The 22,655-nt window shown below is 38.4% G+C and carries 21 protein-coding genes; 14 read left to right on the top strand and 7 right to left on the bottom strand.

From position 1 onward, the window contains the following. Positions 1-46: 46 nt before the first annotated feature. A complete protein-coding gene (locus F3D3_RS06825; RefSeq protein WP_069872391.1) occupies positions 47-2,005 on the bottom strand; it encodes an HD domain-containing phosphohydrolase in 1,959 nt (652 codons plus the stop codon). A gap of 146 nt (positions 2,006-2,151) precedes the next feature. Then, positions 2,152-2,652 carry a 4Fe-4S binding protein gene (locus F3D3_RS06820; protein ID WP_069872389.1) on the bottom strand — a complete coding sequence of 167 codons (501 nt, stop codon included), beginning with the start codon at positions 2,650-2,652 and terminating at the stop codon, positions 2,152-2,154. Between the two features lie 123 nt (positions 2,653-2,775). Between F3D3_RS06820 and F3D3_RS06815 the strand changes: the two genes are divergently transcribed. Continuing rightward, on the top strand, positions 2,776-3,168 hold the full coding sequence (locus tag F3D3_RS06815) for an OsmC family protein (protein ID WP_069872387.1): 393 nt from the start codon (positions 2,776-2,778) through the stop codon (positions 3,166-3,168). A 154-nt stretch (positions 3,169-3,322) separates the two neighbouring features. Here F3D3_RS06815 and F3D3_RS24070 read toward each other — a convergent pair whose 3' ends face one another. Continuing rightward, the gene (locus F3D3_RS24070; protein ID WP_175438317.1) at positions 3,323-3,463 is read right to left on the bottom strand and encodes a hypothetical protein; all 141 of its coding nucleotides are present in this window, start codon (positions 3,461-3,463) and stop codon (positions 3,323-3,325) included. 148 nt (positions 3,464-3,611) lie between these two features. Here F3D3_RS24070 and F3D3_RS06810 point away from each other — a divergent pair, with 148 nt between their 5' ends. Both F3D3_RS06810 and F3D3_RS06805 read left to right on the top strand, forming a co-directional pair. Next, positions 3,612-4,232, top strand: coding sequence for a glucosaminidase domain-containing protein (locus F3D3_RS06810; protein ID WP_084388872.1), 621 nt, complete (start codon positions 3,612-3,614; stop codon positions 4,230-4,232). Positions 4,233-4,264: 32 nt separating this feature from the next. Beyond that, positions 4,265-5,284 (top strand): DUF362 domain-containing protein, encoded by a 1,020-nt coding sequence (locus F3D3_RS06805; RefSeq protein ID WP_069872386.1) that lies wholly within the window; start codon positions 4,265-4,267, stop codon positions 5,282-5,284. Between the two features lie 184 nt (positions 5,285-5,468). Here the strand turns inward: F3D3_RS06805 and F3D3_RS06800 are convergent, their stop codons facing one another. Next, the gene (locus F3D3_RS06800; protein ID WP_069872384.1) at positions 5,469-5,771 is read right to left on the bottom strand and encodes a hypothetical protein; all 303 of its coding nucleotides are present in this window, start codon (positions 5,769-5,771) and stop codon (positions 5,469-5,471) included. Between the two features lie 85 nt (positions 5,772-5,856). On the opposite strand from F3D3_RS06800, the gene F3D3_RS06795 reads away from it, so the two are divergent. The 10 genes from F3D3_RS06795 (at position 5,857) to F3D3_RS06750 (ending at position 18,846) form a co-directional block, all read left to right on the top strand. Further along, complete coding sequence (locus tag F3D3_RS06795) at positions 5,857-7,623, top strand: DUF4153 domain-containing protein (RefSeq protein ID WP_069872383.1); 1,767 nt, start codon at positions 5,857-5,859, stop codon at positions 7,621-7,623. A gap of 163 nt (positions 7,624-7,786) precedes the next feature. Then, the gene (locus F3D3_RS06790; RefSeq protein ID WP_069872381.1) at positions 7,787-8,437 is read left to right on the top strand and encodes an HAD family hydrolase; all 651 of its coding nucleotides are present in this window, start codon (positions 7,787-7,789) and stop codon (positions 8,435-8,437) included. A 230-nt stretch (positions 8,438-8,667) separates the two neighbouring features. Next, positions 8,668-9,408, top strand: coding sequence for a Fe-S cluster assembly ATPase SufC (gene sufC / locus F3D3_RS06785; protein WP_069872379.1), 741 nt, complete (start codon positions 8,668-8,670; stop codon positions 9,406-9,408). Continuing rightward, positions 9,389-10,816 carry a Fe-S cluster assembly protein SufB gene (gene sufB, locus F3D3_RS06780; RefSeq protein ID WP_304456022.1) on the top strand — a complete coding sequence of 476 codons (1,428 nt, stop codon included), beginning with the start codon at positions 9,389-9,391 and terminating at the stop codon, positions 10,814-10,816. The genes sufC and sufB overlap by 20 nt, the downstream gene beginning before the upstream one ends. A 16-nt stretch (positions 10,817-10,832) precedes the next feature. Continuing rightward, on the top strand, positions 10,833-11,960 hold the full coding sequence (gene sufD / locus F3D3_RS06775; RefSeq protein WP_069872378.1) for a Fe-S cluster assembly protein SufD: 1,128 nt from the start codon (positions 10,833-10,835) through the stop codon (positions 11,958-11,960). Between the two features lie 26 nt (positions 11,961-11,986). Then, positions 11,987-13,216 carry a SufS family cysteine desulfurase gene (locus F3D3_RS06770; RefSeq protein ID WP_069872376.1) on the top strand — a complete coding sequence of 410 codons (1,230 nt, stop codon included), beginning with the start codon at positions 11,987-11,989 and terminating at the stop codon, positions 13,214-13,216. Beyond that, positions 13,206-13,673, top strand: a complete 468-nt coding sequence (gene sufU / locus F3D3_RS06765; RefSeq protein ID WP_069872374.1) for a Fe-S cluster assembly sulfur transfer protein SufU — start codon at positions 13,206-13,208, stop codon at positions 13,671-13,673. Before F3D3_RS06770 ends, sufU begins: the two co-directional genes overlap by 11 nt. A 410-nt stretch (positions 13,674-14,083) precedes the next feature. After that, positions 14,084-14,560 (top strand): hypothetical protein, encoded by a 477-nt coding sequence (locus F3D3_RS06760; RefSeq protein ID WP_069872372.1) that lies wholly within the window; start codon positions 14,084-14,086, stop codon positions 14,558-14,560. A 261-nt stretch (positions 14,561-14,821) separates the two neighbouring features. Beyond that, positions 14,822-15,466, top strand: a complete 645-nt coding sequence (locus F3D3_RS06755) for a hypothetical protein (RefSeq protein WP_069872370.1) — start codon at positions 14,822-14,824, stop codon at positions 15,464-15,466. A gap of 86 nt (positions 15,467-15,552) precedes the next feature. After that, complete coding sequence (locus tag F3D3_RS06750) at positions 15,553-18,846, top strand: Ig-like domain-containing protein (protein ID WP_069872369.1); 3,294 nt, start codon at positions 15,553-15,555, stop codon at positions 18,844-18,846. A 59-nt stretch (positions 18,847-18,905) separates the two neighbouring features. Here the strand turns inward: F3D3_RS06750 and F3D3_RS06745 are convergent, their stop codons facing one another. Both F3D3_RS06745 and F3D3_RS24595 read right to left on the bottom strand, forming a co-directional pair. Continuing rightward, positions 18,906-19,337: a hypothetical protein gene (locus F3D3_RS06745; RefSeq protein WP_069872367.1), complete on the bottom strand. Its 432-nt coding sequence runs from the start codon at positions 19,335-19,337 to the stop codon at positions 18,906-18,908. Positions 19,338-19,445: 108 nt separating this feature from the next. After that, on the bottom strand, positions 19,446-19,619 hold the full coding sequence (locus tag F3D3_RS24595) for a hypothetical protein (protein WP_242877099.1): 174 nt from the start codon (positions 19,617-19,619) through the stop codon (positions 19,446-19,448). Positions 19,620-19,749: 130 nt separating this feature from the next. On the opposite strand from F3D3_RS24595, the gene F3D3_RS06740 reads away from it, so the two are divergent. Further along, complete coding sequence (locus tag F3D3_RS06740; RefSeq protein ID WP_069872365.1) at positions 19,750-21,288, top strand: GAF domain-containing protein; 1,539 nt, start codon at positions 19,750-19,752, stop codon at positions 21,286-21,288. 23 nt (positions 21,289-21,311) lie between these two features. Here F3D3_RS06740 and hydE read toward each other — a convergent pair whose 3' ends face one another. Further along, the gene (gene hydE / locus F3D3_RS06735) at positions 21,312-22,394 is read right to left on the bottom strand and encodes a [FeFe] hydrogenase H-cluster radical SAM maturase HydE (RefSeq protein ID WP_069872566.1); all 1,083 of its coding nucleotides are present in this window, start codon (positions 22,392-22,394) and stop codon (positions 21,312-21,314) included. Positions 22,395-22,655: the final 261 nt, after the last annotated feature.

Here is a 22,655-nt window from a genome sequence, read left to right as displayed (position 1 = left end):
TTAATGAATAGGCCACTTTATCGTTTTGTGATAATTACAATTGTTCTCAAGAATGAACTTGGTCAAATTTATTTTTTACTACAATAAGATCCTCTAAGCTCTCAAATAAAGCGTCGACGATATCGGGGTCAAAGTGCTTATCTCGACCATCCCTAATGATTTTTAATGTTTCTTCCAAAGAGAAAGGTTCCTTGTAAGGTCTTTTTGACAGTAAAGCATCAAATACATCTGCAACGGTTACAATACGAGCACATAGTGGAATTTTTTCGCCCGAAATCCCAGCGGGATAACCAGAACCGTCATATTTTTCGTGATGATTTTGGGCAATGTCGATCCCCATAGCAAAGAGGCTTCGCCCTTTATTCTTTACATTTTCTTCAGCTTCGATTAAGACATTAGCGCCATAAATCGTATGTGTTTTCATGATTTCGAATTCTTCTTTTGTGAGTTTACCCGGCTTAAGCAAAATATAATCGGGTATTCCAACTTTGCCGATATCGTGCATTGGGCTAAATTTTACAAGGTCAGTGATATAGGCGGTTGTGAGAATTTCTTTATATTTAGGATTTTCTTTTAAAGTTTTGGCAATGATATTCACGTAACTGCTCATGCGTACTAAATGTTCACCAGTATCTTCATCTCGGGCTTCGCTTAACTTTGCAAGAGCGAGGACGCTGGAGTAAACTAAATCGTCCACAAATATATTTTTTTGAAAAGATAGGGCAATGGAGTTGCTGATGATTTTTAAATATTCTATATGTTTTTTCTGGTAGACATTGAGGTGATCACTTGAGAAAAATATAAATCCGAGAGGTTTCCCATTGGCTTTAAGTGGTAAGGTGATAGAGGCTTTTACACCATGATCCAACAGAATTTGACTGTATTTTTTGATAGGTCGATCCAAAAAATAGGCTTCAAAGTCGTTGATGATTCTAGGCTCTTTGAGAATCATGATCTGCTCTAAACTTGTTTCAGATAAGAGCACTTCGTACCCGAGAAGCGCTTCGGAAAGCCCTTGATGAGCGTGTTCTGAAATGCCATAAGAGGCGATAACTTTTGTGGGGTTACTATTTTTGAGCAATGCAATGCCAATGTAGGAATAGGGTAAAAAATGATTAAATGATTTATAGATATAATGAAGCGTGTCTGTAAAAGAATCGTAGGTATTAATTTTTTCGGTGAGTTCTAATGTCTCTGTAAAACCCACAAACATGGATTCCACTTCATCTGCAATTGCATTCCCCTGATTCAAACTATGAGAATGATCATGTTCGAGTCCGAGGTTATCAATATGTCTATAAAAAACATTTAAAGCTTTAAAGAGATCAGAGTACATTTGATACATTAAGAAACTGGTGAGGATAATAACAAACCCCATAAGTAAATAAGTCAAGTTTCTATAAATTTCGTATTGATGAATCATATGATCTTCAAATACTTGAAACATTGAATCAGAATGCAAGAGAAGTGCCTCGTTGTTTTCATTAATATAGACAAGCGCATCTTTAAATTCAAAACTCTCGTAATTAAATTCGATGACGTCTTGAATAGATTGATCAAAAGTGCTCCAAATATCTATTATGGAATTGAGCTCAGGTTCAATCTCTTTTAACAAACGCTTTGGAATTTTTATAAGTTGATCTTCCAAAGCGATAGTGCCGGTGATCAGATTTTCATAGACAGATTGATAGCTGTTTGCATCCTCGAGAAGTGTTCGCTTTATGATTAAAAGCTTTTGTCTTAAAATTTCATCTGTTTGAATAGGCATCTCGGAATTCAGTTCTTGATTAATGACATAAAGTCGATTGGAATTTTTTGAGAGAGACTGTGTCAACATACGTTGCTTGCCCAATATATTAATGACTTTTGCATTGGTTTTAAGGATTTCACCAGCATAGATCGATATGATAAAGATAGAGCTGACACCAAGAATGATAATCAGCAGATAGATCAAAAAACGCTTTTTTATAGTTGTAAATGATTTTTTGTTGTTTTTAGATTGCAAGAGAACCTCCAAATCAATTTAGATATAAAAGATAACTTGTATAGAGTTTACCATATTTTTAGAGGATAATTCAAAAAAATGAAAGGGGGGTGTTATTCATCTAGAAAACTAGATGAACAACACCCCCTCTTTAAAGCGTTTATCGATTAATGGGATCCAAAGCTTGATTTAATTTCAATACTATTTGTAGGACAAACTTCGACGCATTTTAAGCATTTGGAGCAATTAAAAGCTTCACTAGGAGTGCTCTTTTGAGCTTTATAAAAACTATAGTTTTTATCCATTTTTGTAATGTAACAAGTTTTATCACAAAGACCACAAGATGTACATGAATTTTTAGCCGTTTGGATCTTAAATAAACTATATTTATTAAAAAAGCCCTGAGCCCAAGAAATGGGACATCCTACTTTATAATAATTATACATATGTTGAGCAGATTGGTCGGCAGACATACCTTTAGTCATCCGTTCCATGATAAAGCCCATAGGGCACATCCATTTACAAAAAGTTTTACCCATAATAACACCAAGTACGCTTGCAAGACCAAAGATAAGCCACAAACTGATGTTAAAAGTGAAAATTGCAGTTACGGTGATAAAGCCGAAAAAAAGTTGAATCCATTGGCGATAGGGGATTAGTTTTGACATATAAGCTCCTTTAATACATGCGTTACCCCGGTGTGAGGGGGGTAAAAATAGTATATCATAGGTTTGTAGTAGAAATCAATCGTTATAATATGGTATGATAGAATAAAAAGGTAGGGACACGAAATGGATACTAAAGAGATACTTTTAAAATTTTCAAACGAGTTTGAAGGCGCACTTATTGCACCTCATGGGACAGCTCTAATTGGTGGTGAAGAGGGCATGCTAGCGCCTTATGATATGCTCTTAGGGGCACTTGGTTCTTGTTTATACGCTACGTTCTTGGGCATAGCAAAGAAAAAGAGAATTGGATTTGAACGCATAGAACTTCTTGTGACAGGAGAAAAGAGAACAGAGGTGCCAACCACATTAAAATGGGTCAATGTAAAGTTTACGGTCATAAATGCCGAAAAAGAATTAGGGCTGACACAAGCGGCTAAACTTGCAACAGAATATTGTTCTATCTATCAGACGATTTCACACGTGGCTGAAATGTCCTATGAAGTTGATTTTATGTAGAAGGGACTCAGATTTTTAAAAAAAGAATGCTCTATTGGATCGTTGTCCACTGAGCATTTGTTTTACCGGATCCCGTTTTCGTCTAACCGCTTGGAGCAGGTTGATTACGCCTACTCCAAGCGGGACGAAAACTATGAGATAAAAGGGAAGCATACTAGCGACTGCGTCTAAAGTTTGAACCTCTTTCGACTTGATTGTTAAAAGCGCTTAAATGGTTTTCAGAAGCATTTCCAAGGGATCCAATTACAGCTTTAACATCTGATGGAAGGTCTTCTTTTAAGAAGGCTTCATACATGGCAATGTTGTCTTTTTCATAAGAGCATCTCCTTTAATCAATCAACACATCAAAGTGTGTTTTGTTGTTTTCTTCTATGAGGACACTATACTGCTGAAATGTGAAGACAGTATGGAGATGATATGTTTTGTATAAGGAAGTGATTTAGATGAGTTTTAAAATCAATATGCCTGGCATTCAAAGTGGTCCAAGTCAGATTGGGCCTAGCAAGAGTTATTACGATGCTCAAGCTAGATTTCAATCGATATTGGAAAATAAATTGAATGTGAAAACAGCTTCGCCTATGCAGTCTGTTCAAAATTCAAGTGGTATAAATGCTGAAGATCAGGGCTTTAATGCTCAAAATGTGATGATTAAAAGTGGCGTATCGGCAGAAGTTTTAAACGAGAAATTGATGGGAACAGCTTTGGAGGGTTTGGGAAGTGATTTCGCCTTGGCAGAGCAAAAATATGGGATTAATGCATGGTTTTTAACGGGGCTTGCCATACACGAGTCTGGGTTTGGAACGAGCCGAATTTCTCAAGATAAAAACAATCTCTTTGGATTTAAGGCTTATGATGCCAGTCCGTATGCCAGTGCTACCCAGTTTACCAGTAAAAGTGATAGCATAGATAAGGTGGCGCAGTATTTATCAGAAAATTATACGGATCCTTCTGGCAAGTATTATAATGGTACTTCGGTAGATGATATTGGCAAGCGTTATGCCACAGATCCGAACTGGTCCAATGCACTTCAATCTAGAGTGGCACAATTGATGAAATTAGGTTAAATTTATAAGCTGGAAATGAGGATAGAATAGAGATGAGTAAAGTTTATTTTAAAAGGGTGATCAGTAACGATTCAGAGGCACTGAGCTTGGCGGCAAAGGTGTTGTTTGAAAAAATAATAGAGTCAACGGCTCATGTGTTCTCAAAAGAGGTCCCAATCAAGGTCCATTTTGGAGAAAAGGGCAATACCACGTTTGTACCCGCTGTGTGCTATGAGGGCATCATAGAGACGCTAAAAAAAAATAAAATTAAGCCGTCTTTCATAGAGACAAATGTGCTCTATAGAGGTTCAAGAACCACTAGAGAAAGCCATATTGCGCTGGCAAAAGAACATGGTTTCACAGCGCTTCCGATCATTATCGCAGATGGTGATCATGGGGAAGCTTATGATGAAATTGAGATTCATAAGTCTTTTTTTGAAACTTGCAAAATAGGACGAGAATTTTCTAATTATGACCAGTTTGTGGTGACGAGTCATTTTAAAGGTCACGGTATGGCTGGCTTTGGTGGTGCTATGAAGCAGTTGGCTATGGGATTTGCAGCAAGAGGCGGAAAACTTGCACAACATTCTGGGATTAGTCCTGTGGTAAAGGCTTCTAGATGTATAGCTTGTGGCTTATGTGTTCAAAAATGTGATGTGGATGCGATTGAACTCGGTGAAAAAGCGGTTATTATTCCAGAAAAGTGTGTGGGTTGTGCAGGTTGTATAGCCGTGTGTCCAGTTGGCGCTATACAGAACGATTGGAGTGGCGAAAACTTCAAAGAAAAAGTAGCTGAATATGCATATGGCGCACAGCTCGGTAAGGATAATATTTATATCACCTTCTTGATCAATGTCACTGAAGAGTGTGATTGCATGGGACAACATATGGAGCCTGTTGCTAAAGATATTGGCGTATTTGCTTCTAAAGATCCTGTGGCGATTGATACAGCATGTCTTGATATGCTCCAAAGAGAACATGGACACCCTATTTTTGATGCGGGTAGAGTGACGATTAAACATGCTGTTGAGATTGGGTTGGGCTCAGATCAAGTGGAGCTTGAAGCAATTTAGATTTGGATGATGCAGTCATTTCTGCATATAATATTTGTGATCCTAAAAAAACCCCAGAGGGCTTTTACGTGAAGTTTGATCTTCTACATCGCTAAAGCTGTTTCTGGGGTTAATCTAATTATAGGTCAATTTTAATCCTATTTTAATTCGAGTTTGTTTATAATTAAGTTCAAAGCAATCGAAACTAAGACTCTTGGCCTTGGTTCATTTGGGACATGAATGCTGCGGCCATTTCAGCAGCTTTTTTCATTTCTGCTTCAATCAGCTGTTTACAGGTTTCCGACTGACCTTCTGCGACCGTGACACGAGCACTGGTTTTAGCAACTTCTAATTTGACGAAGTCAGTGGTCAATATTTTTTCAAGTGTCTCCTTGATCATTTTTTTAGAATCGTCTTTAATTAGATATTCAGAAAATTGATCATGTATAGCGATGACAATACGACCTTCAGCATCAATTTTTATGTTTTTGATAAATAATTCGAGCATAATAATACCTCCATTTAAACTATAATTCTATTTTATTTTAGCACTTTTTAGGATTTATACAACCGTTACAAGAAAGGAATGCAAAATGAAAAACTTAATTCATAAATTAGGAAAATGGTTAGGAAATGCGTTGGGGATCATGAAACAATCCATTGAGCGCTTTCCATTGACGCTCCTTATGACGAGTGTACTCGTAATGCTTTTGATTATTTCTGTTCATGCCAATCATCCTGACGATTATCAAAACTATCTTATGGTATTTGCGCTTGCAATGCCTTTTTCGGCCATACTGAAATTGTGTTACGAAAAAACGGTAAGGCTAAACTTAGGCATTCAGGTTATTTTGACAGTGGGTTTTTTAGTAAGTTACTATCTTGTGATTCCAGAGTTTAAACCGGATTTTTTTTGGAGCCAGTATTTTGTATTATTGACATTGCTCTATGCGGTGTTTTTCTTAGTGCCCTATTTTCCGAAGCGAGAAGGACTTTCCCTTGCGTTGGTAGAGCGTGCAGGTAAATTCTTCTTAACGGCTTTGTATGCATTTGTACTCTATCTTGGACTTAATGCGGTGTTTTTTTCTATAGAGAGCTTATTTGAACTCCATTTTCCATCGGAATTACCAGCAGATTTATTCTTTTGTGTTTCCGGTTTTTTTGGTGTACCCTATTTTTTAGGCAGTTTACCTGAAGCTCAGCATCAAGAAAAGCCAGAAGCTTTTTCAAAGATTTTTAAAACACTACTGCTCTATATATTAGTGCCCATTCAGTCGATTTATACTTTGATCTTGTATGCCTATTTTGTTAGATTGCTTGTGCTTCAAACCCTCCCAGAAGGGCTTATCGGCAATTTGGTGCTCTGGTATGCATTGTTGAGTTTCTTAACACTTTTTAGTGTAAAGGATTTAAGAAATGAAGTGCCATGGCTCAATTCGTACATGAAGATTTTTTCGGTTGCGATGGTTGTGCCTATGGTGATGCTCGCCATAGCAATGGGTATTAGAATTCATTATTATGGTCTTACCATGGCAAGATATCTTTCAGTTGTGGCAATGATTTATCTTGTAATGGCGTATGTACTTTTGCCAATTAAGAAAAGAGATGTTTCTATACCGCTTTACATCGTGGCGATATGCATGCTTACAGTGAGTTTTTTTGGTATGTTTTCTTGGAATAAAGTGGTTCTTAAAGAACAGATGGGAAGGCTTGAAAACCATTTGATCGAAGCGGGGTACACATTGAATGAAAAAGCATGGGTAACACCAGATGTGGTTTCGGACGAACAACAAGAGCTGATTTCTAGCAGTTTAAATTACCTTGTGAACCATTATGAGGTAGATGAAATTGCACTATTACCTGAGGGTTTTGATCTGGAACATGCAGATCAATATTTGGGGTTTGAGCTCAAAAATCAATATTCACGTTATGAAAATCAGAATTATTTTAATAAATCCTTTGTAGAGGATCAGAATACGCCTATAGAGGTTAGAGATGTCGACTATGTCGTGATGATTAATCGATATGATACTGTATCCTATAATTTATATGAAGATCATGTGGTACTTGAAAAAACGGATCCTTCTGGGAAAACGGCGCCTTCTGGAAAAGGGGATTCGGTTGCAAGAATGAAATTGACAGTGGATGGCTTCCTTGCAGGGGAACTCGATGTAGATGCACTTGCAAGAAAAGCATATGAAGAGAATGAAAGTAGCCAAACACTTGAATTTGCAACATCGAGCGGTGCTATAATCACATTGACATTTGACTTTATCGAAATAGCTGGCACGACAAAGCATACTGGAGAATTTGACCGTATTGACTACTACCAATGTTGGTTAAAAGTAAGCAAGAAATAAACAAAAACTTAAAGTTTCCTTAATCTGCTTTTGATGTTGCTGATATATCATGTACTTATTCAATGTGAATTCAGAGTAAACATCGAGGAACTCATGGCAATTTAATGCCATATCTTGATTATGATAGAAGTAGATGAAGAGCAGAGTTTGGGAGGCAAAGATTATGAATGCAGTTATATTTGATTTTGATGGCACAATTATCAATACGAATGAACTTATTAAAGAGGGCTTAAATAATTTTGCACAGAGATACAGAGGATACAAATTGGTTGCAGAAGAACATCGAGCGCTTATTGGAAAAACGTTAGAAGATCAAATGGCTTATATTAATCCTCACAAATGGCAGTTGATGAGCAATCATTTTAAAATATGGTATACACATCATCACAATGCAAAAACCTGTGCGTTTCCTGGGATGATCCGATTAATCAAAAGCCTTTATGAACAAGGGGTGAGACTTGCAATTGTCTCTAATAACAGCACGGCTTCTCTTGACATGGGACTCAAGCATTTGGGGATTGAAACTTACTTTGAATACGTGATTACGAGAGATGACGTGGAAGAGACCAAGCCGTCTCCAGAGGGGATTCAAAAGGTTATGGAACTCATGAATCTTGAAAATCATGAAGTGATCTATATTGGGGATACTGCAAGTGATATCTATGCGGCAAAAAATGCAGAGATTCCTAATGCAATTGTTGGCTGGAGTAATATAGGGGATGAAGCGATCATGATGCTACAACCAGATTATGTTTTAAAATCGCCATCGCATCTTCACGATATTATAAAAGAACATAAGTGTCAGGTGGCATAATAAAGTGACAAGAAGCAAATACTGAAAAGTCGAAAACTCGAAGCTGGATCATTGTCTTGACCAGCATTCGGGTTTTTTTATGCGATGCAGCAGGGGCATAATAGAGATAAGGCTAAAAGTAAATCTTTTGTGAATGATCCTAAATAGCGTTGACGCCTTTTTCAAAAAGGAGTACGATGTAGATAAAAGTAATCCCGATTAAAATGATAGGATATAAATGGAGGTTGAATATGACATCAGATATAATAAAAATACGCGATTTGAAATCAAGTGTGGCAGGGCAACAAATTCTTAAAGGCATCAATCTTGATATTAAAGCAGGGGAGATACATGTGATTATGGGCCCAAACGGTGCGGGTAAATCGACGCTAGCCAATGTTTTAATGGGTCATCCAGCTCATACAGTAGATGCGGGTGAAGTGACTTTTATGAGCAAAGATTTACTGGCTATGAAAGTAGATGAACGCGCTAAAACAGGCCTTTTTCTATCGTTTCAATATCCAGAGGAAGTTCCAGGCGTAACTGTTGAAAACTTCCTTCGGACGGCTAAAAAGGAAGTTGCAGGTATTATGCCCATGGCGCTTTCTTTTAAAAAAGAACTCCAAAGCAACATGGAAATGCTCAATATGGATTCCAAATATCTTGAAAGATATCTCAATCAAGGCTTTTCTGGTGGTGAAAAGAAGAAAAATGAAATTCTCCAGATGGCTGTGTTAAAGCCTAAGCTTGCTATTTTAGATGAGACGGATTCAGGGCTTGATATTGATGCGATCAGAGTGGTCTATGAAAGTGTTCAGAAGTTATCTAGTGCAGATAACGCCATTTTAATTATTACGCATTACAACAAGATTCTCAGCTATATCACGCCTGATTATGTACATGTTCTCGTGGATGGTAGAATCGTTAGAAGTGGTGATGTGTCTTTAGCTGAGGAGATTGAGTCTAAAGGCTATGAACAAAGAGAGTGGTGATGATATGGCAAAGAAATCTTATATTGAGGAAGTAGATCGTGGAGTCTACGATATAATTAATAGAGAAGATCATAAATATAAAGCGGCGAAAGGTTTAACGGAGGAGATCATCCGAGAGATTTCAAGAGAGAAAGATGAGCCTGCGTGGATGCTTGATTATAGATTAAAATCGCTTGAAATTTTTAATGCCAAACCGATGCCCACATGGGGAGCAGATTTAAGCGAACTGGATATGGACAATATTGTCCATTATGTAAGACCGAACACGGGGATGAGTACGTCTTGGGATGATGTGCCAGATGACATTAAGCAGACATTTGACCGATTGGGCATCCCAGAAGCTGAGAGAAAGTCACTTGCAGGTGTTGGGGCGCAATATGATTCAGAAGTGGTCTATCATTCCATGAGAGATGATTTAAAGGCCAAAGGCGTCGTTTATACAGATATGGATTCTGCAGTTAAATCATATGAAGGTATTGTTAGAAAATATTTTATGACGATGATTACCAATAGAGATCATAAGTTTTCTGCGCTGCACGGTGCCGTGTGGTCTGGAGGGTCGTTCGTCTATGTCCCCGAGGGAATAGAGGTGGATTTTCCATTGCAATCCTACTTTAGACTCAATGCTAAGGGTGCGGGACAATTTGAGCATACGCTCATCGTGGTTGAAAAAAATGCCAGTCTCCATTTTATTGAAGGTTGTTCGGCACCCAAGTATTCCGTTCAAAATTTGCATGCAGGGGCTGTGGAACTCTTTGTCAAGGAAGGGGCTAAGCTCAGATACAGTACGATTGAAAACTGGTCGAGAAATATGTACAATCTCAATACAAAGCGGTGCATGGTTGAGAAGAATGGCAAAATAGAATGGGTATCAGGGTCGTTTGGTTCGAAAGTTTCCATGCTTTATCCCATGAGCATTTTAAAAGGTGAAGGTGCGTCGTCTGAATTTACAGGTATTACTTTTGCGGCTAAAGGGCAGTATTTAGATACGGGCACTAAGGTGGTTCACGCTGCGCCTAACACCACTTCAATCGTGAATTCTAAATCCATTTCAAAAGATGGTGGTCATGCCTTTTATAGGGGGTTACTCAGAGTGACTCCAAATGCCATTAATGTGAAGTCCACGGTCAATTGCGAGTCGTTAATGCTGGATAATCAGTCCAAGTCGGATACGCTTCCTATCATTGAGATCGGTAACGCAAAAGTGGATATTGGTCATGAAGCTAAAATTGGTCGAATCAGCGATGACACGATTTTTTATCTCATGAGTAGAGGGATTAGTGAAGCGGAAGCTAAGGCGATGATTGTTAGGGGGTTTGTGGAGCCGATTACAAAGGAACTCCCTCTTGAGTATGCTGTGGAACTCAACAATTTGATCAACTTAGAATTAGAAGGGACCATAGGTTAGATTAGAGGAGGCAGATATGAATTTTAGACAACATCATCAAGATGCATTTAATAAAATGGAAACGCCGGTTTGGAATCGTGTATCTTTGCCGAATGAATTGTTTCCAAAACCGAATTATAAAGTGGAAGCTTCTATTACAAGTGATTCAGATTATGTTAACGTTACAGCGTTTTGCGATGCTATTGACAGCGATGATTCGATAGCGCAACTGGAGTTTACTGCTAAAAAGCAGCTTGGACCAGTTTTTAAACATTATATAAACGGTTATGCCAATGCGGGTTATGTGGTCAAGTCCACATCCAAAGCATTTAAGCCGCCTGTGGTGGACATTCACTACGTCTTAGGCGGCGAAACACATACGCTGATTGATAATCATGTGATCATTGCAGAAGCTGGGGCTAAATTAGATGTGATTATAGACTATCATGTTGAAAAATCAGATTATAATAAATCGGAAAACACACTTGAACAAACTGCACATTACGGCATGACGCATATTTTTGCAAAGCGCGGTAGTCGCGTGAGAGTGTTTAAATTACAGCGTTTAAATAAATCAGCCTATCATTTTGATCAAGTGTTTGCAAGTGTGGAAGAGAGCGCTGTAGTGGATGTTTTTGATGTCCAAGTGGGGAGCCAATTTAAAGCCATTAGCCATGAATTTGACTTAAAAGGCAGACATAGTGAAGGCCATATTAAAAGTATTTATTTTGGAGATCAGGATTCGAAATTAGACTTATCCTTTACGATGAATCACCGTGGGAAAAAGTCAAACTCCAGTATCTTATCTAAAGGCGCACTGGATTCAAATGCGTTAAAAGTGTTTAGGGGCAATTTGTTCTTTGAAACGGGAGCGAGTCAGTCCGTGGGCAAAGAAGAAGAGTTTGTAATGCTCCTTGGAGATAACATCAAGTCGGATTCTATCCCTGCGCTGATGTGTGCTGAGGACGATGTCATCGGGGCACATGCTGCCAGTGTTGGACAGGTTGATCTCAATAAACTTTTTTATCTCATGAGCCGAGGTTTTTCTGAAATAGAAGCTAAAAAGTTGGTGATTAAAGCCTCTTTTGAGGAAATTTTAAGCGATGTACCTTATGAGGCATTTAGAGTGACAGTAGCTCATGAAGTGGACAGAAGAGTGTGTTGATAGAGGTTTGTGATTGGAGGTTAAGCATGAACGAAAAGGCTTTAGAAAGTGCTTATAGAGCTCATTTTCCAGTTTTCAGGGTGCATCCCGATTTGATTTATCTCGATCATGCAGCAACGAGTCAAAAGCCCTTGAGCGTTGTTGAGGCAATACAGAATCAGATGGTGTCTGAAAATGGAAGTCCACATAGAGGTGCACATCAACTCAGCGTAAAATCAACTGAAATTTACGAGGGGGGCAGACAACAGGTGATGGCTTTTATAGGAGGCCTTGATCCGAGAGAAATTGTATTTACGAAGAATACGACTGAAAGTTTGAATTTGATCGCTTATAGTTATGGGATGACCTTTTTAAAACCAAAGGATGAAATTGCAATTTTGATTTCATCGCATCACAGCAATATTGTGCCTTGGCAAGTGGTGTCTCAAAAGACAGGTGCAAAGCTGGTCTATCTGTTGGTAGATCAAGAAGGAAAGCTTCCAGAGACAGAACTTAAAAAAATAAATGAGCGTACCCAAATAGTGACTTTTCCTTGGGTCAGCAATGGTATAGGGACAAAATTGGAACCCCGACAATTGATCAAGAAAGCACATGAAATGGGGGCGATAGCCATAATTGATGCGGCACAGGTGGCTGGACATGAACGCATAAATGTAATTGAATTAGATGCAGATTTTCTTGCTTTTTCAGGACATAAGATGTTTGCACCTCAGGGGATCGGTGTTCTATACGGCAAGTATGAACTGTTAGACAAGATGCCACCCTTTTTAACAGGAGGTGATATGATTGAATATGTCACTTGTTTCGAGACGACCTATGAAGCAGTGCCTAAGCGATTTGAAGCAGGCACTCAAAATGTCAGTGGTGTGAAAGGATTAGTAGCGGCGATTGATTTTATAGAACAGATTGGACTGGATGCCATTAAAACGCATGAACATAAGCTGACACAATATATGATGATGCGGTTAAAAGAACTGTCTTTCATCACGATCTATGGGCCGGAAACCTTGAACGATCGTGGCGCGCTTGTGGTCTTTAATGTAGAAGGCATTCATCCACATGATGTGGCTTCTATTTTAGATGATCACGGCATTGCTATTAGAGCTGGTCATCACTGCACTCAACCATTGATGCAACATCTGGGATTAACGGCAACGTGTCGAGCAAGCTATAGCATCTACAATTCAGAACGCGATGTGGACGATTTGGTGAAAGCACTTTATAAAGTAAGGCAGGTGTTTGGATATGATGACTGATTCGATTTATACAGAAATTATTATGTATCACAATAAAGAGGGACACAACAAGCACTTGCTTGATCATCCTTCACATGTGGAGCGTGGACACAATCCTAATTGTGGGGATGATCTGACGCTCCAAGTGGAAGTGGAAGCAGGGTTCATAAAAGATGCCTCCTTTGTGGGGAATGGTTGTGCCATCAGCACAGCAGCGATGTCTATTATGATTGATTTGGTTAAGGGAAAATCTGTAGAAGATGCAAATCAACTTGTAAAAGACTATTTAGAAATGATCAGAGGGCATGAACTTTCAGCGGAGGCGCTTGAAAGCTTAGAGGATGCACAGATCTTTGCATCGCTTCAAAAGATGCCTGCACGTGTGAAGTGTGGCACTTTGGGATGGCATTGTATGCGTGTTGTTTTGGAATCTCAAGATTCAAGTGAATCCAAAATAACTTTAGATCACAATATATAAAATGAAAGTTAGAGGGTTTATGCGAAACGGACTTTTCACACTTTAACCCGTGAAGTTTTTGAAAATAGTTTTAAGGTCCAGTCTCTTTAGTATGTGTCATTATGTGCATACTAAAGAGACTGGATTTTTTGTGATGAAGATTTTGTGCTGGAGATATCTGTATGGATTTTGGGTATCCATAGTTATAGCGAAATATATTCGTGATATAACCCTTGAGGAGATGTCCCCCACTTCTCTAAGTGGGGGTTCATATTCCTAATTCAGTGGGAGTCCAAACTTCCACTGAATGCAATCCGATAGGATTGTGCAAGTGTTACGAAGGTAGCGAAGCGGACTGAGTATACGCTTTGATTATGGGTATACAGTCAAAATAATATTGGGCATAGAAATTTAGCAGGGACGGTGTTTATATGTATGACATTAGAGATGTTTTGAGCAAAGGCATTGAGGTTGCAAAGAAAAAACGAGCTATTTATGAAAAAATTAAAGAAAATAGTGGCGATGTTAGAGTCAGAATGATGGTTCAAGTGATGATTATAGCGGTAGATACAGATATCAAACACTACCAAAATATGATCGCCAATATCACAGATGAGATGGCAGAGGCTATTGATTTTGGCACATATGATAAAATTTCTTCGCTTGTAAATCAGTTTTCACGGCTTTTCACGGCGCCTCAGATTAGGGACCGCAAGATTCTGTTGGATTATGCTATTGAGATTGAGAAATCTATTTATGCACTTTTGGTAGACATAAAAGGCAGATTGGTAACCAGTGAGCTCATAACCAGTTCTATTTCGTATTATGTTTTAATTGAAATGATAGAGACAAAACAAGCCTTTATTACAGAACTTGAAGCATTTAAGCAGATTCAGAACACCACTTAAAAACATTTGGTGTCTTTTTTTGGACGTTCTATGCAAAAAAATATAAAGGATAATCTTTATATGCTATAATGACTCAATACTTTAGCCTTAAATTCGGATGTTTTACTCTAATCATATACAAAGGTGTATTAAAGAAGACCTAGTCTTGAGGGGGTCTTCTTTATATGAATTTAAATGGTGTTATGTTATAATAATTCTAATGTTTATTCATGCGCTGATTGGGTTATAAATGATACGAAACAAAAACAACGGAGGTTTTTTATGAGTGTTAGAAAACAAGAGCATAACCTTTATGCTTTGAGCATACATATGAAGTATGGAGAGGTGCTGCATATTGATGACATCAGTAAGGAAAGAAAAGATAGCTATTTAAAACTCTGCACAGAGCCTAATACCTCTATTATAGTAGAAGATGATGACAGTATTCGCAACCTGTTAAGCCAAGACGTGGCAAAAATATCGGTGAAAGAGTACTCACATGAGTATAGAGGTTATTTTTTTCCTATGAAAAAAGGACTTTTATCAGAAAGTGCGATTGGTAGACGCTTTTATAGTATGACGATTAAGCTCTTTGTGTTATTTTCAGTATTAATTGTTTTAGGCATTTTGGGTCTTAAAGTCGCTGAAGGCACGTTCGTAGATGTGATGTTTGATCCGATCTTGCTAAGGGCACTCTTAAATGAAATGCTCGATAGGATAGGCGAGCTTTTTAAATATACGATTATTTTAACAATACTTTCCAATTTGTTGGATTACGGATTGAGCTATAAAGCTTATTTTCCAGTGAATCAAGAGGGTACAGAGCCCATTGAAATCACAAGAGTGAGTAATACAGCGGTAGTGCTGGTCTTCGCACTTTGCTACGCGATTGCTGTGAGGATTGTGAGTGCCGTGTTTTTGCTTTAATTAAAATTTGAATAGGGTTATAAAAGATGGGGATAGAGCTTGTCTTTTTATGCATAAAAGTTATAGTATATCACAGGAGGATTTGAATGAAAAAAATAAGTTTGTTACTTGTAACGACGATGTTGTGTATGACGCTTTTCTTGACAGGGGGATTGGCATATGCAGTGGTGCCTTATTCAGGTGAAGTGATCGCTTTGGGGTTAAATGGGGCAATGGGAATCATCATTGGACCAGGTGAGAAAATATATGTTTCTGATTATAGTGGGAACAAGATCGTCAAGATGGATAAAGATGGTTCTAACCTTACGACGGTGACGACAAATGTGTCCCAACCAGTAGGGATTGCTTTTGATAGCAGTGGGAATTTGATTGTAGCGGAACATTCGGGCCAAAAAATTGCAAGCATCGATTTGGTAGGCAATAAAACGATTCTTAAGGGTACTGGTCTTGGGTTAATGACGGGCCTTGTTGTGGACAGTAACGACAAAATATATGCAGCGGATTATACTAATGGTAAAATATACAAAATGGATGCAGATGGTTCTAATAGTGCTGTATTCACAACTTTTTTAATTGGATCAACACCAAATTCGACCTCGCTTATTGGTATGGGCATTGATGTGAACGATAATCTTTATATAGCAGATCAAAGAAATAATAAAATCGTAAAAGTGGATTCAAGTGGTGTGCAATCGGATTTTGCAAGTGTAAATTCTCCGTACTGGGCCTCAGTAGGAAAAGACGGTTATGTGTATGTTTCTTCGGCAACGGATAAATCAATTCAAAAATTTGACTTATCAGGCACTAAAATTGAAACCTATAGTACTGAAACCTATACGCCTTGGGGGACCCAAGTTGATACTGGCGGGAGTATTTATTTTACTTCCAATAGCACGAGTGTCAATAGAATCTTGGGTTATGCGGATACAGTAGATAGAATTCATGTAAAAATAACGCTATTATATGATATGGTCAATGGCCCAGCAGATCCATCTGCATTTACATTGAGTGGCGTTTCATCCAATCCTCAAGTGATAAGTGCAGTGGTCAGTGGTTCGGTGATTGATTTAACTTTAGATTCTAATATTGAATCTACAGATACAGCGGTAAAGGTGAGTTACACGAAAACAGGGACGAATAACCTTGTTGAGCAGGGCACGAGTACAGAGGTTGATGCGTTTTCAAATTTGTCCGTTAAAAATCACATCGTCAGTGTGACCAGTGTGGGAACGCTTTCGACAATCCATGTGGATAACGGAACTGAATTAAGTGCAGTGGCTTTACCAGCGACAGTTTCGATTAATTTGAGTAATTCAACCCCGTCCACCACCAGTGCAGCAGTGGTATGGGATGGTGGTACGCCTGCTTATGATGGCAATACTGCAGGGACGTATACTTTTAGTGGCGCTTTGAGTTTAGGGCATGATGTCTACAATCCAAATAACTTAAAAGCAAGCGTTAGTGTTGTAGTGGCATCTCCTGTAATGCCAACGATCACAACCATGAGTGCGATAAACGTCATCACAGTGCCAAATGGCACAGTGCTCAGTGCAGTGGGATTGCCAGCGACGGTTTCGTTTAGTTTGAGCAATTCAACCACAAGCAGTGCAGCCGTGGTATGGGACGGCGGGACGCCACCATATGAGGGCAATACTGCTGGCACCTACGTGTTCGCGGGAACGATCGCATCGTCAAGTGACTATTTAAATCCAAACAACTTAAAGGCAAGTGTTAATGTTGTAGTGGCATCTCCTGTAATGCCAACGATCACAACCATGAGTGCGATAAACGTCATCACAGTGCCAAATGGCACAGTGCTCAGTGCAGTGGGATTGCCAGCGACGGTTTCGTTTAGTTTGAGCAATTCAACCACAAGCAGTGCAGCTGTGGTATGGGACGGCGGTACACCACCATATGAGGGCAATACTGCTGGCACCTACGTGTTCGCGGGAACGATCGCATCGTCAAGCGACTATTTAAATCCAAATAACTTAAAGGCAAGTGTTAATGTCGTGGTACAATCATCAGGGGGCAACGATGATGATAAATCTAGTGGAGGAGGATCATCGTCTTCTTCTGGAGCCGTTATTGATAATGCAATGGTTGAAGTCAATGGTGTGAAGCAAAAAGTTTCTAATGAAGCAAGAACGATTGAAAATGGTAAATCTAAAGTAAAAGTGATAATAGATGATGTGTCTATGCAAAAGGTACTGGATGAGTTGCTCAAAACAGCAGCCGGTTCACAAACACCTATTAGAAACTTGGCGACGATTAATGTACAAGATACGACAGCAGATTCCACCGTAATTGGTCTTAACGGCGCCACGGTAAAACAAATGGATCAAAATAAATTTGATATTTTGATTAATGCGGGCAATAAAACTTATAGAATTCCAGCGGAAGAATTAACCGTAGATGCAATTGCAAGTAGGCTCGCAGTGGCTCAAGATAATTTGAAAAGTATTCAGTTTTATATTCAGCTGGATCATTTCACCACAGCAGAACAAGCTGAGATCACTCAAAAAATAGGGGACAATAATGGAAAAATAATGGTGCCACCTACTCAATTTAAAGTATCTGCAGTTGTGACTCGAAATGATGGGACGACTGAGACCGTTGCCATTGACACCTTCAAACAGTATGTAAAAAGAGGATTTGAAATGCCAGAGGGGGTAAATATCTCGGATATCACCACTGGGATTGTCTTTGATCCTGAGCGTACCTACAATCAAGTACCGACAAGAGTATACACTGAAAATGGTAAAATATATGCAGAAATTAATTCTTTAACCAATTCAATTTATTCTGTGATCAGCAATCCGATAACTGTGAATTCAGTGGAGGGACATTGGTCTGAATCAACAGTGAATGATATGGCATCGCGCCTCATTCTTGTGAATTATGATCAATTTAATGCAGATCAAAATGTGACAAGAGGAGAATTCGCCACCTATATGGTTAGAGCGCTTGGACTTTACAGAAGTGATGCTAACTTTGAAACTACATTTACAGATATTAAAAAGACGGATCAGAACGCTATTGGAATTGCACTAGCAAGCCATTGGGGATTCGTCAGTGGTTATGAAGATGGTTCTTTTAAACCAAACAGTGAAATAACACGAGAAGAAGCCATGGTGTTATTTTCAAAGGCAATGGAACTTGCAAATTATGAGGGGATTGCTGGATCTTCAGGTTTTAAAATCGAAGACAATGAAAGTGTTTCAAATTGGTCAAAACCGTATATTCAAAGTGTATTGGATGGGAAGGTCTTTGTAGGGCGTTCCGATCATGATTTGGGATTAAAAGAGAATTTAACGCATGCAGAAACTTTAGCAGCACTTAGAAACCTTTTAATCAAAGCGGGACTAATCAATGAGTAATAGAGATTCAGTATAAAAGCAAAAAAAAGCCTCTGTCATGAACTGACAGGGGCTTCGTTTTAGTTGTTTTTCTGAGGCTTTGACGATGATTTGGATTGGGAAGCCTGTTTGTTTTTAGCATTTTGTGCTGTTTCCCAAGCTTGATAATCTTTAAGCAGGCGAAGAGCCCTTTTAACTTTTTTATCCTTAACACTTGAAGTGTCTTTGAGAATTCTTGACATGTGCATCATCTGAATTTCAATATATTTAGGATTATTAAGTGGATTAGAACTAGGTGCTTTTTTAGATTTTTTAAGGGATGCGGACATGGCTTCCTTAAACATCAACAATTGAAAACTGTTTTTCTTTTGCTTAGGCACTTGCTTTGACGTTTCATAGACTTGTGTAAATAGTTTTTCTAGATTCTTTTTTTGGTATTGATACAATGCGAAAGCGCCGCCAATCGCTAAGACTAAAATCACACCAATAATGATCATACTTGTTGTACTCATTCTGCACACTCCTTTTAGCTAATACAATTACTATTTTAACATGTATTCAGTAAGAAGAGAATTAAAATTAAGATAAAATGTCTATAAAAATTTTATCAACAGACTCTATTAGATGATCTTTTCGCCTTGGTATACTTCGCCACCGGCATCCTTTAAAAACCCATAGCGTTCCGTCCATAATGTTTTGTATTTAATGGCTTGCGCATGAACCGCTGAAATGTCTGTCTCTAATGTTTTTGTTACTTTCCCAGGAACGCTGAGCACAAGAGAAAATGGTGGCACTCATGCCGATAAGGCAGTGGTCTTCTATCGTACATCCGTGAACTACAGCATTGTGACCAATAGTGACATAATCTCCAATTTGGGTATAAATGCATTATAGCAATTAAACAGAAGAAAGGGATGTGACTTTATGAGAGATAAATTGCGATCAATTCTCGGCATAGAAATTAGTGCAGACGCAGATGAACACATGAATATACAGGATCGAAATACAGTGTTTAATTTCGGCGTTATTTATTTACTTGTTCAATTGTTTTTTTATTCATTTGCTAGTGGATTGCATGCGGGTATGGCGGGGAGTTTCTGTAATGAAATCGTCTTTGGTGGCATTCTGATATTCTTAATCGCTTTGAAATTCAGCAAAAAAACATTTTGGGTAGAGGGATTCTTGATCTTTTTAATGATTACAAGGGCTTTTGATTTCGTCATGTCTCCGAGTTCTGTACAATCTGCTTTGATGATTACCTTGATGGTTTTTATACTTTATTATTTTGTACTGGATTTCGTAAGGTTACTTTTTCCGATGGGCATACTTGGGAGTACCCTGTTGATGGGCTTTTTTTATAATGGCACTAATGAACGCGACAAAATTTTTAGCATTGCTTTGGTTTTATTGCTTTCTGTTTTGGCGACATTCTTTGGTAGAGATCGGTATTTTGCACATCATAGAAGCATTCAATTGACTCAAAAGCAAGAAAAACTTATGGATGAACTCAACGTCGCCAATTATCACTTAAATGGGGAGCTCTTAAAGCAATCGATTCACCTTATGAATATCGAAGAAGCGGAAGCGAAGTTTAGAGCTTTAACAAGTGCTATAAATGCAGCTATTTTTCTCATGAATGAAGAAGATCATGTGGTTTATTCCAACCATTGGCTTTACAATAATTACGGCATTCGAGTTGATTCTGTTCAAGTGATGAGTGATTTCAAAAAAATATTTACTGAAGAAGCATACGGACGGTTACATGCTTCGTATCGAGCGACGCAAAAAACATCAGAAAGCACAATCTTGAGAGAAATTCCGCTTAGACTTTCAAATGATGTTCAGATTTGGCTAAATGTTAAATTTACCACTGTGGACACAAGCGGTGTGTTGATCACAGGTTTTGATGTCACTGAGCGCAAAAGAAATGAAGAGCGGATTGAAAAATTATCGGCGGTTAAAGACATCTTGATCAAATTGAATCCCCTGATGCTTCAAAAGATGGAGATGATTGACCTCTTCGAATACGTGCTGACGCATATGATGACTCACATTACGCATGCTGATCTTGCCTGTATCTTAAAAGTGGAAGATTCAAAATTAAAGGTGATTGCTTGTAGAGGCTATGATCGAGATAAAGCGGATTCTTATCAAATTGAATTCGAAAAGTCGTTTGTCTATAAAGTGACAAATGGGGTGTTTTCTAATCCGATTATCATCAATGATATTCAAGAAAAATTTACGGATGGTTTTGCTGAAATTCTAAAAAATAGTGAAAACTTACCGATACGCTCTACCCTGAGTACCCCGATAATGGTTGATGGACTACTTTATGGACTGATTAATATGGATGCCTTTAGGAGTCATGTCTTTTCAAATGAAGATATCGAACTTATGACATTTTTATCAGAACAATTGGGGAATGCCATAAAAAATCAACAAGCCCTCAAAGCGCACATATAGATATAACGCATGTTTGCGAAAGGCTACTCGACAATGGTAAAAAGCGCCTTTGAAGAGTGCTCCGATTTGAAATTTGCATGATCGCCTCTTCCCATGTCTACAGAGAATCCAGCACTTTTAATTCTGCCCTCAATACATTGTCTGCAATGCGCGGCTTCATCACCTGTACAAATTTTATCTTTATAAAGTTCATATTTTTCTCTGACATCAGTAGGAGATAAGTTGGGCATAACCACATTTGCACCAGCTTTGAGTGCTTTTTCGCGTCCTTTGGGATCGAGGGTTCCCATTGCTGTAGTGGATGGGAGCAGTGCCTTAGGAACGAGTAAGCGCGTCAATGCAAGCAAGATTAGGGTTTTTTCCACAGTACCGCCATGTGCCCCTTTAAGGGGTGTGTGTTCATGGGGAATGTATGGACCGATGCCAATCATTTCGGGAGATAATATTTTTAAAAATCTTAAATCCTTGACAAGGTCTTCATCTGTTTGATTAGGTAAGCCAACCATGAAGCCAGCGCCAACTTGGTAGCCTAGCGCTTTTAATGTGTAGAGACATTCTCTTCTATTTTCAAAACTCATATTTGGGTGCAAAGATTCATACAATTCTTTAGAAGCGGTTTCGTGTCTTAGAAGATATCGATCCACACCTGCCATTTTAAGCGCAACATAGCTTTCCCTAGAACGTTCACCTATCGAAAGCGTAACGGCGCAATCTGGATGTTGAATTTTTATAGCTTTTATAATTTCAACTAAGCGTGCATCCGTATAATAGGGATCTTCCCCTCCTTGCAATACAAAGGTTCTATAGCCTAATTGATAACCTTCTTTACAACAGGATAAGATCATATCTTTGTCAAGTCGATAGCGATCCACGGTGGTGTTGAGGCCTCTGATGCCGCAGTAGTTGCAGTTCTGCTTGCAATAATTCGTAAATTCAATGAGACCTCTCATGTAGACGGCATCCTTATAATGGGATGCTTTTTTAGAAACGGCTTTGTCGAAAAGATATTGCAGGTCTTCGGTTGATTTTATTTCGGTTAATATCATTAACAGTTGATCATCCGTTAAATTTGCCGTATCGTATAAAGTGTCAATTAAGCTTTTAATAGAATTCATATGACCTCCCAAAAAATAAAAAAATGCTTCTAAGAGCACGTGAAAGTAATGGGAATCCATATAAAAAGGTCACTACTTCCTTTGAGTTCAGATATTTCTTAGCCCTTAGGTTGAATGTTGTATGAATCTCATCTATTAAAAGTCAAAACAATCAAAAGATAAGATAGATTACTTGTTAATAATTTATCAAATAAATTGCATTTTGTCAACGGTTTATACTTAGAGAACTGTGACAATTTTGTAAAAACAAAA

Source organism: Fusibacter sp. 3D3 (assembly GCF_001748365.1).
GTDB lineage: Bacteria > Bacillota > Clostridia > Peptostreptococcales > Acidaminobacteraceae > Fusibacter_A.
The sequence above is the reverse complement of the archived record's forward strand: the minus strand, read 5'-3'. Positions and strand labels throughout refer to the sequence as shown.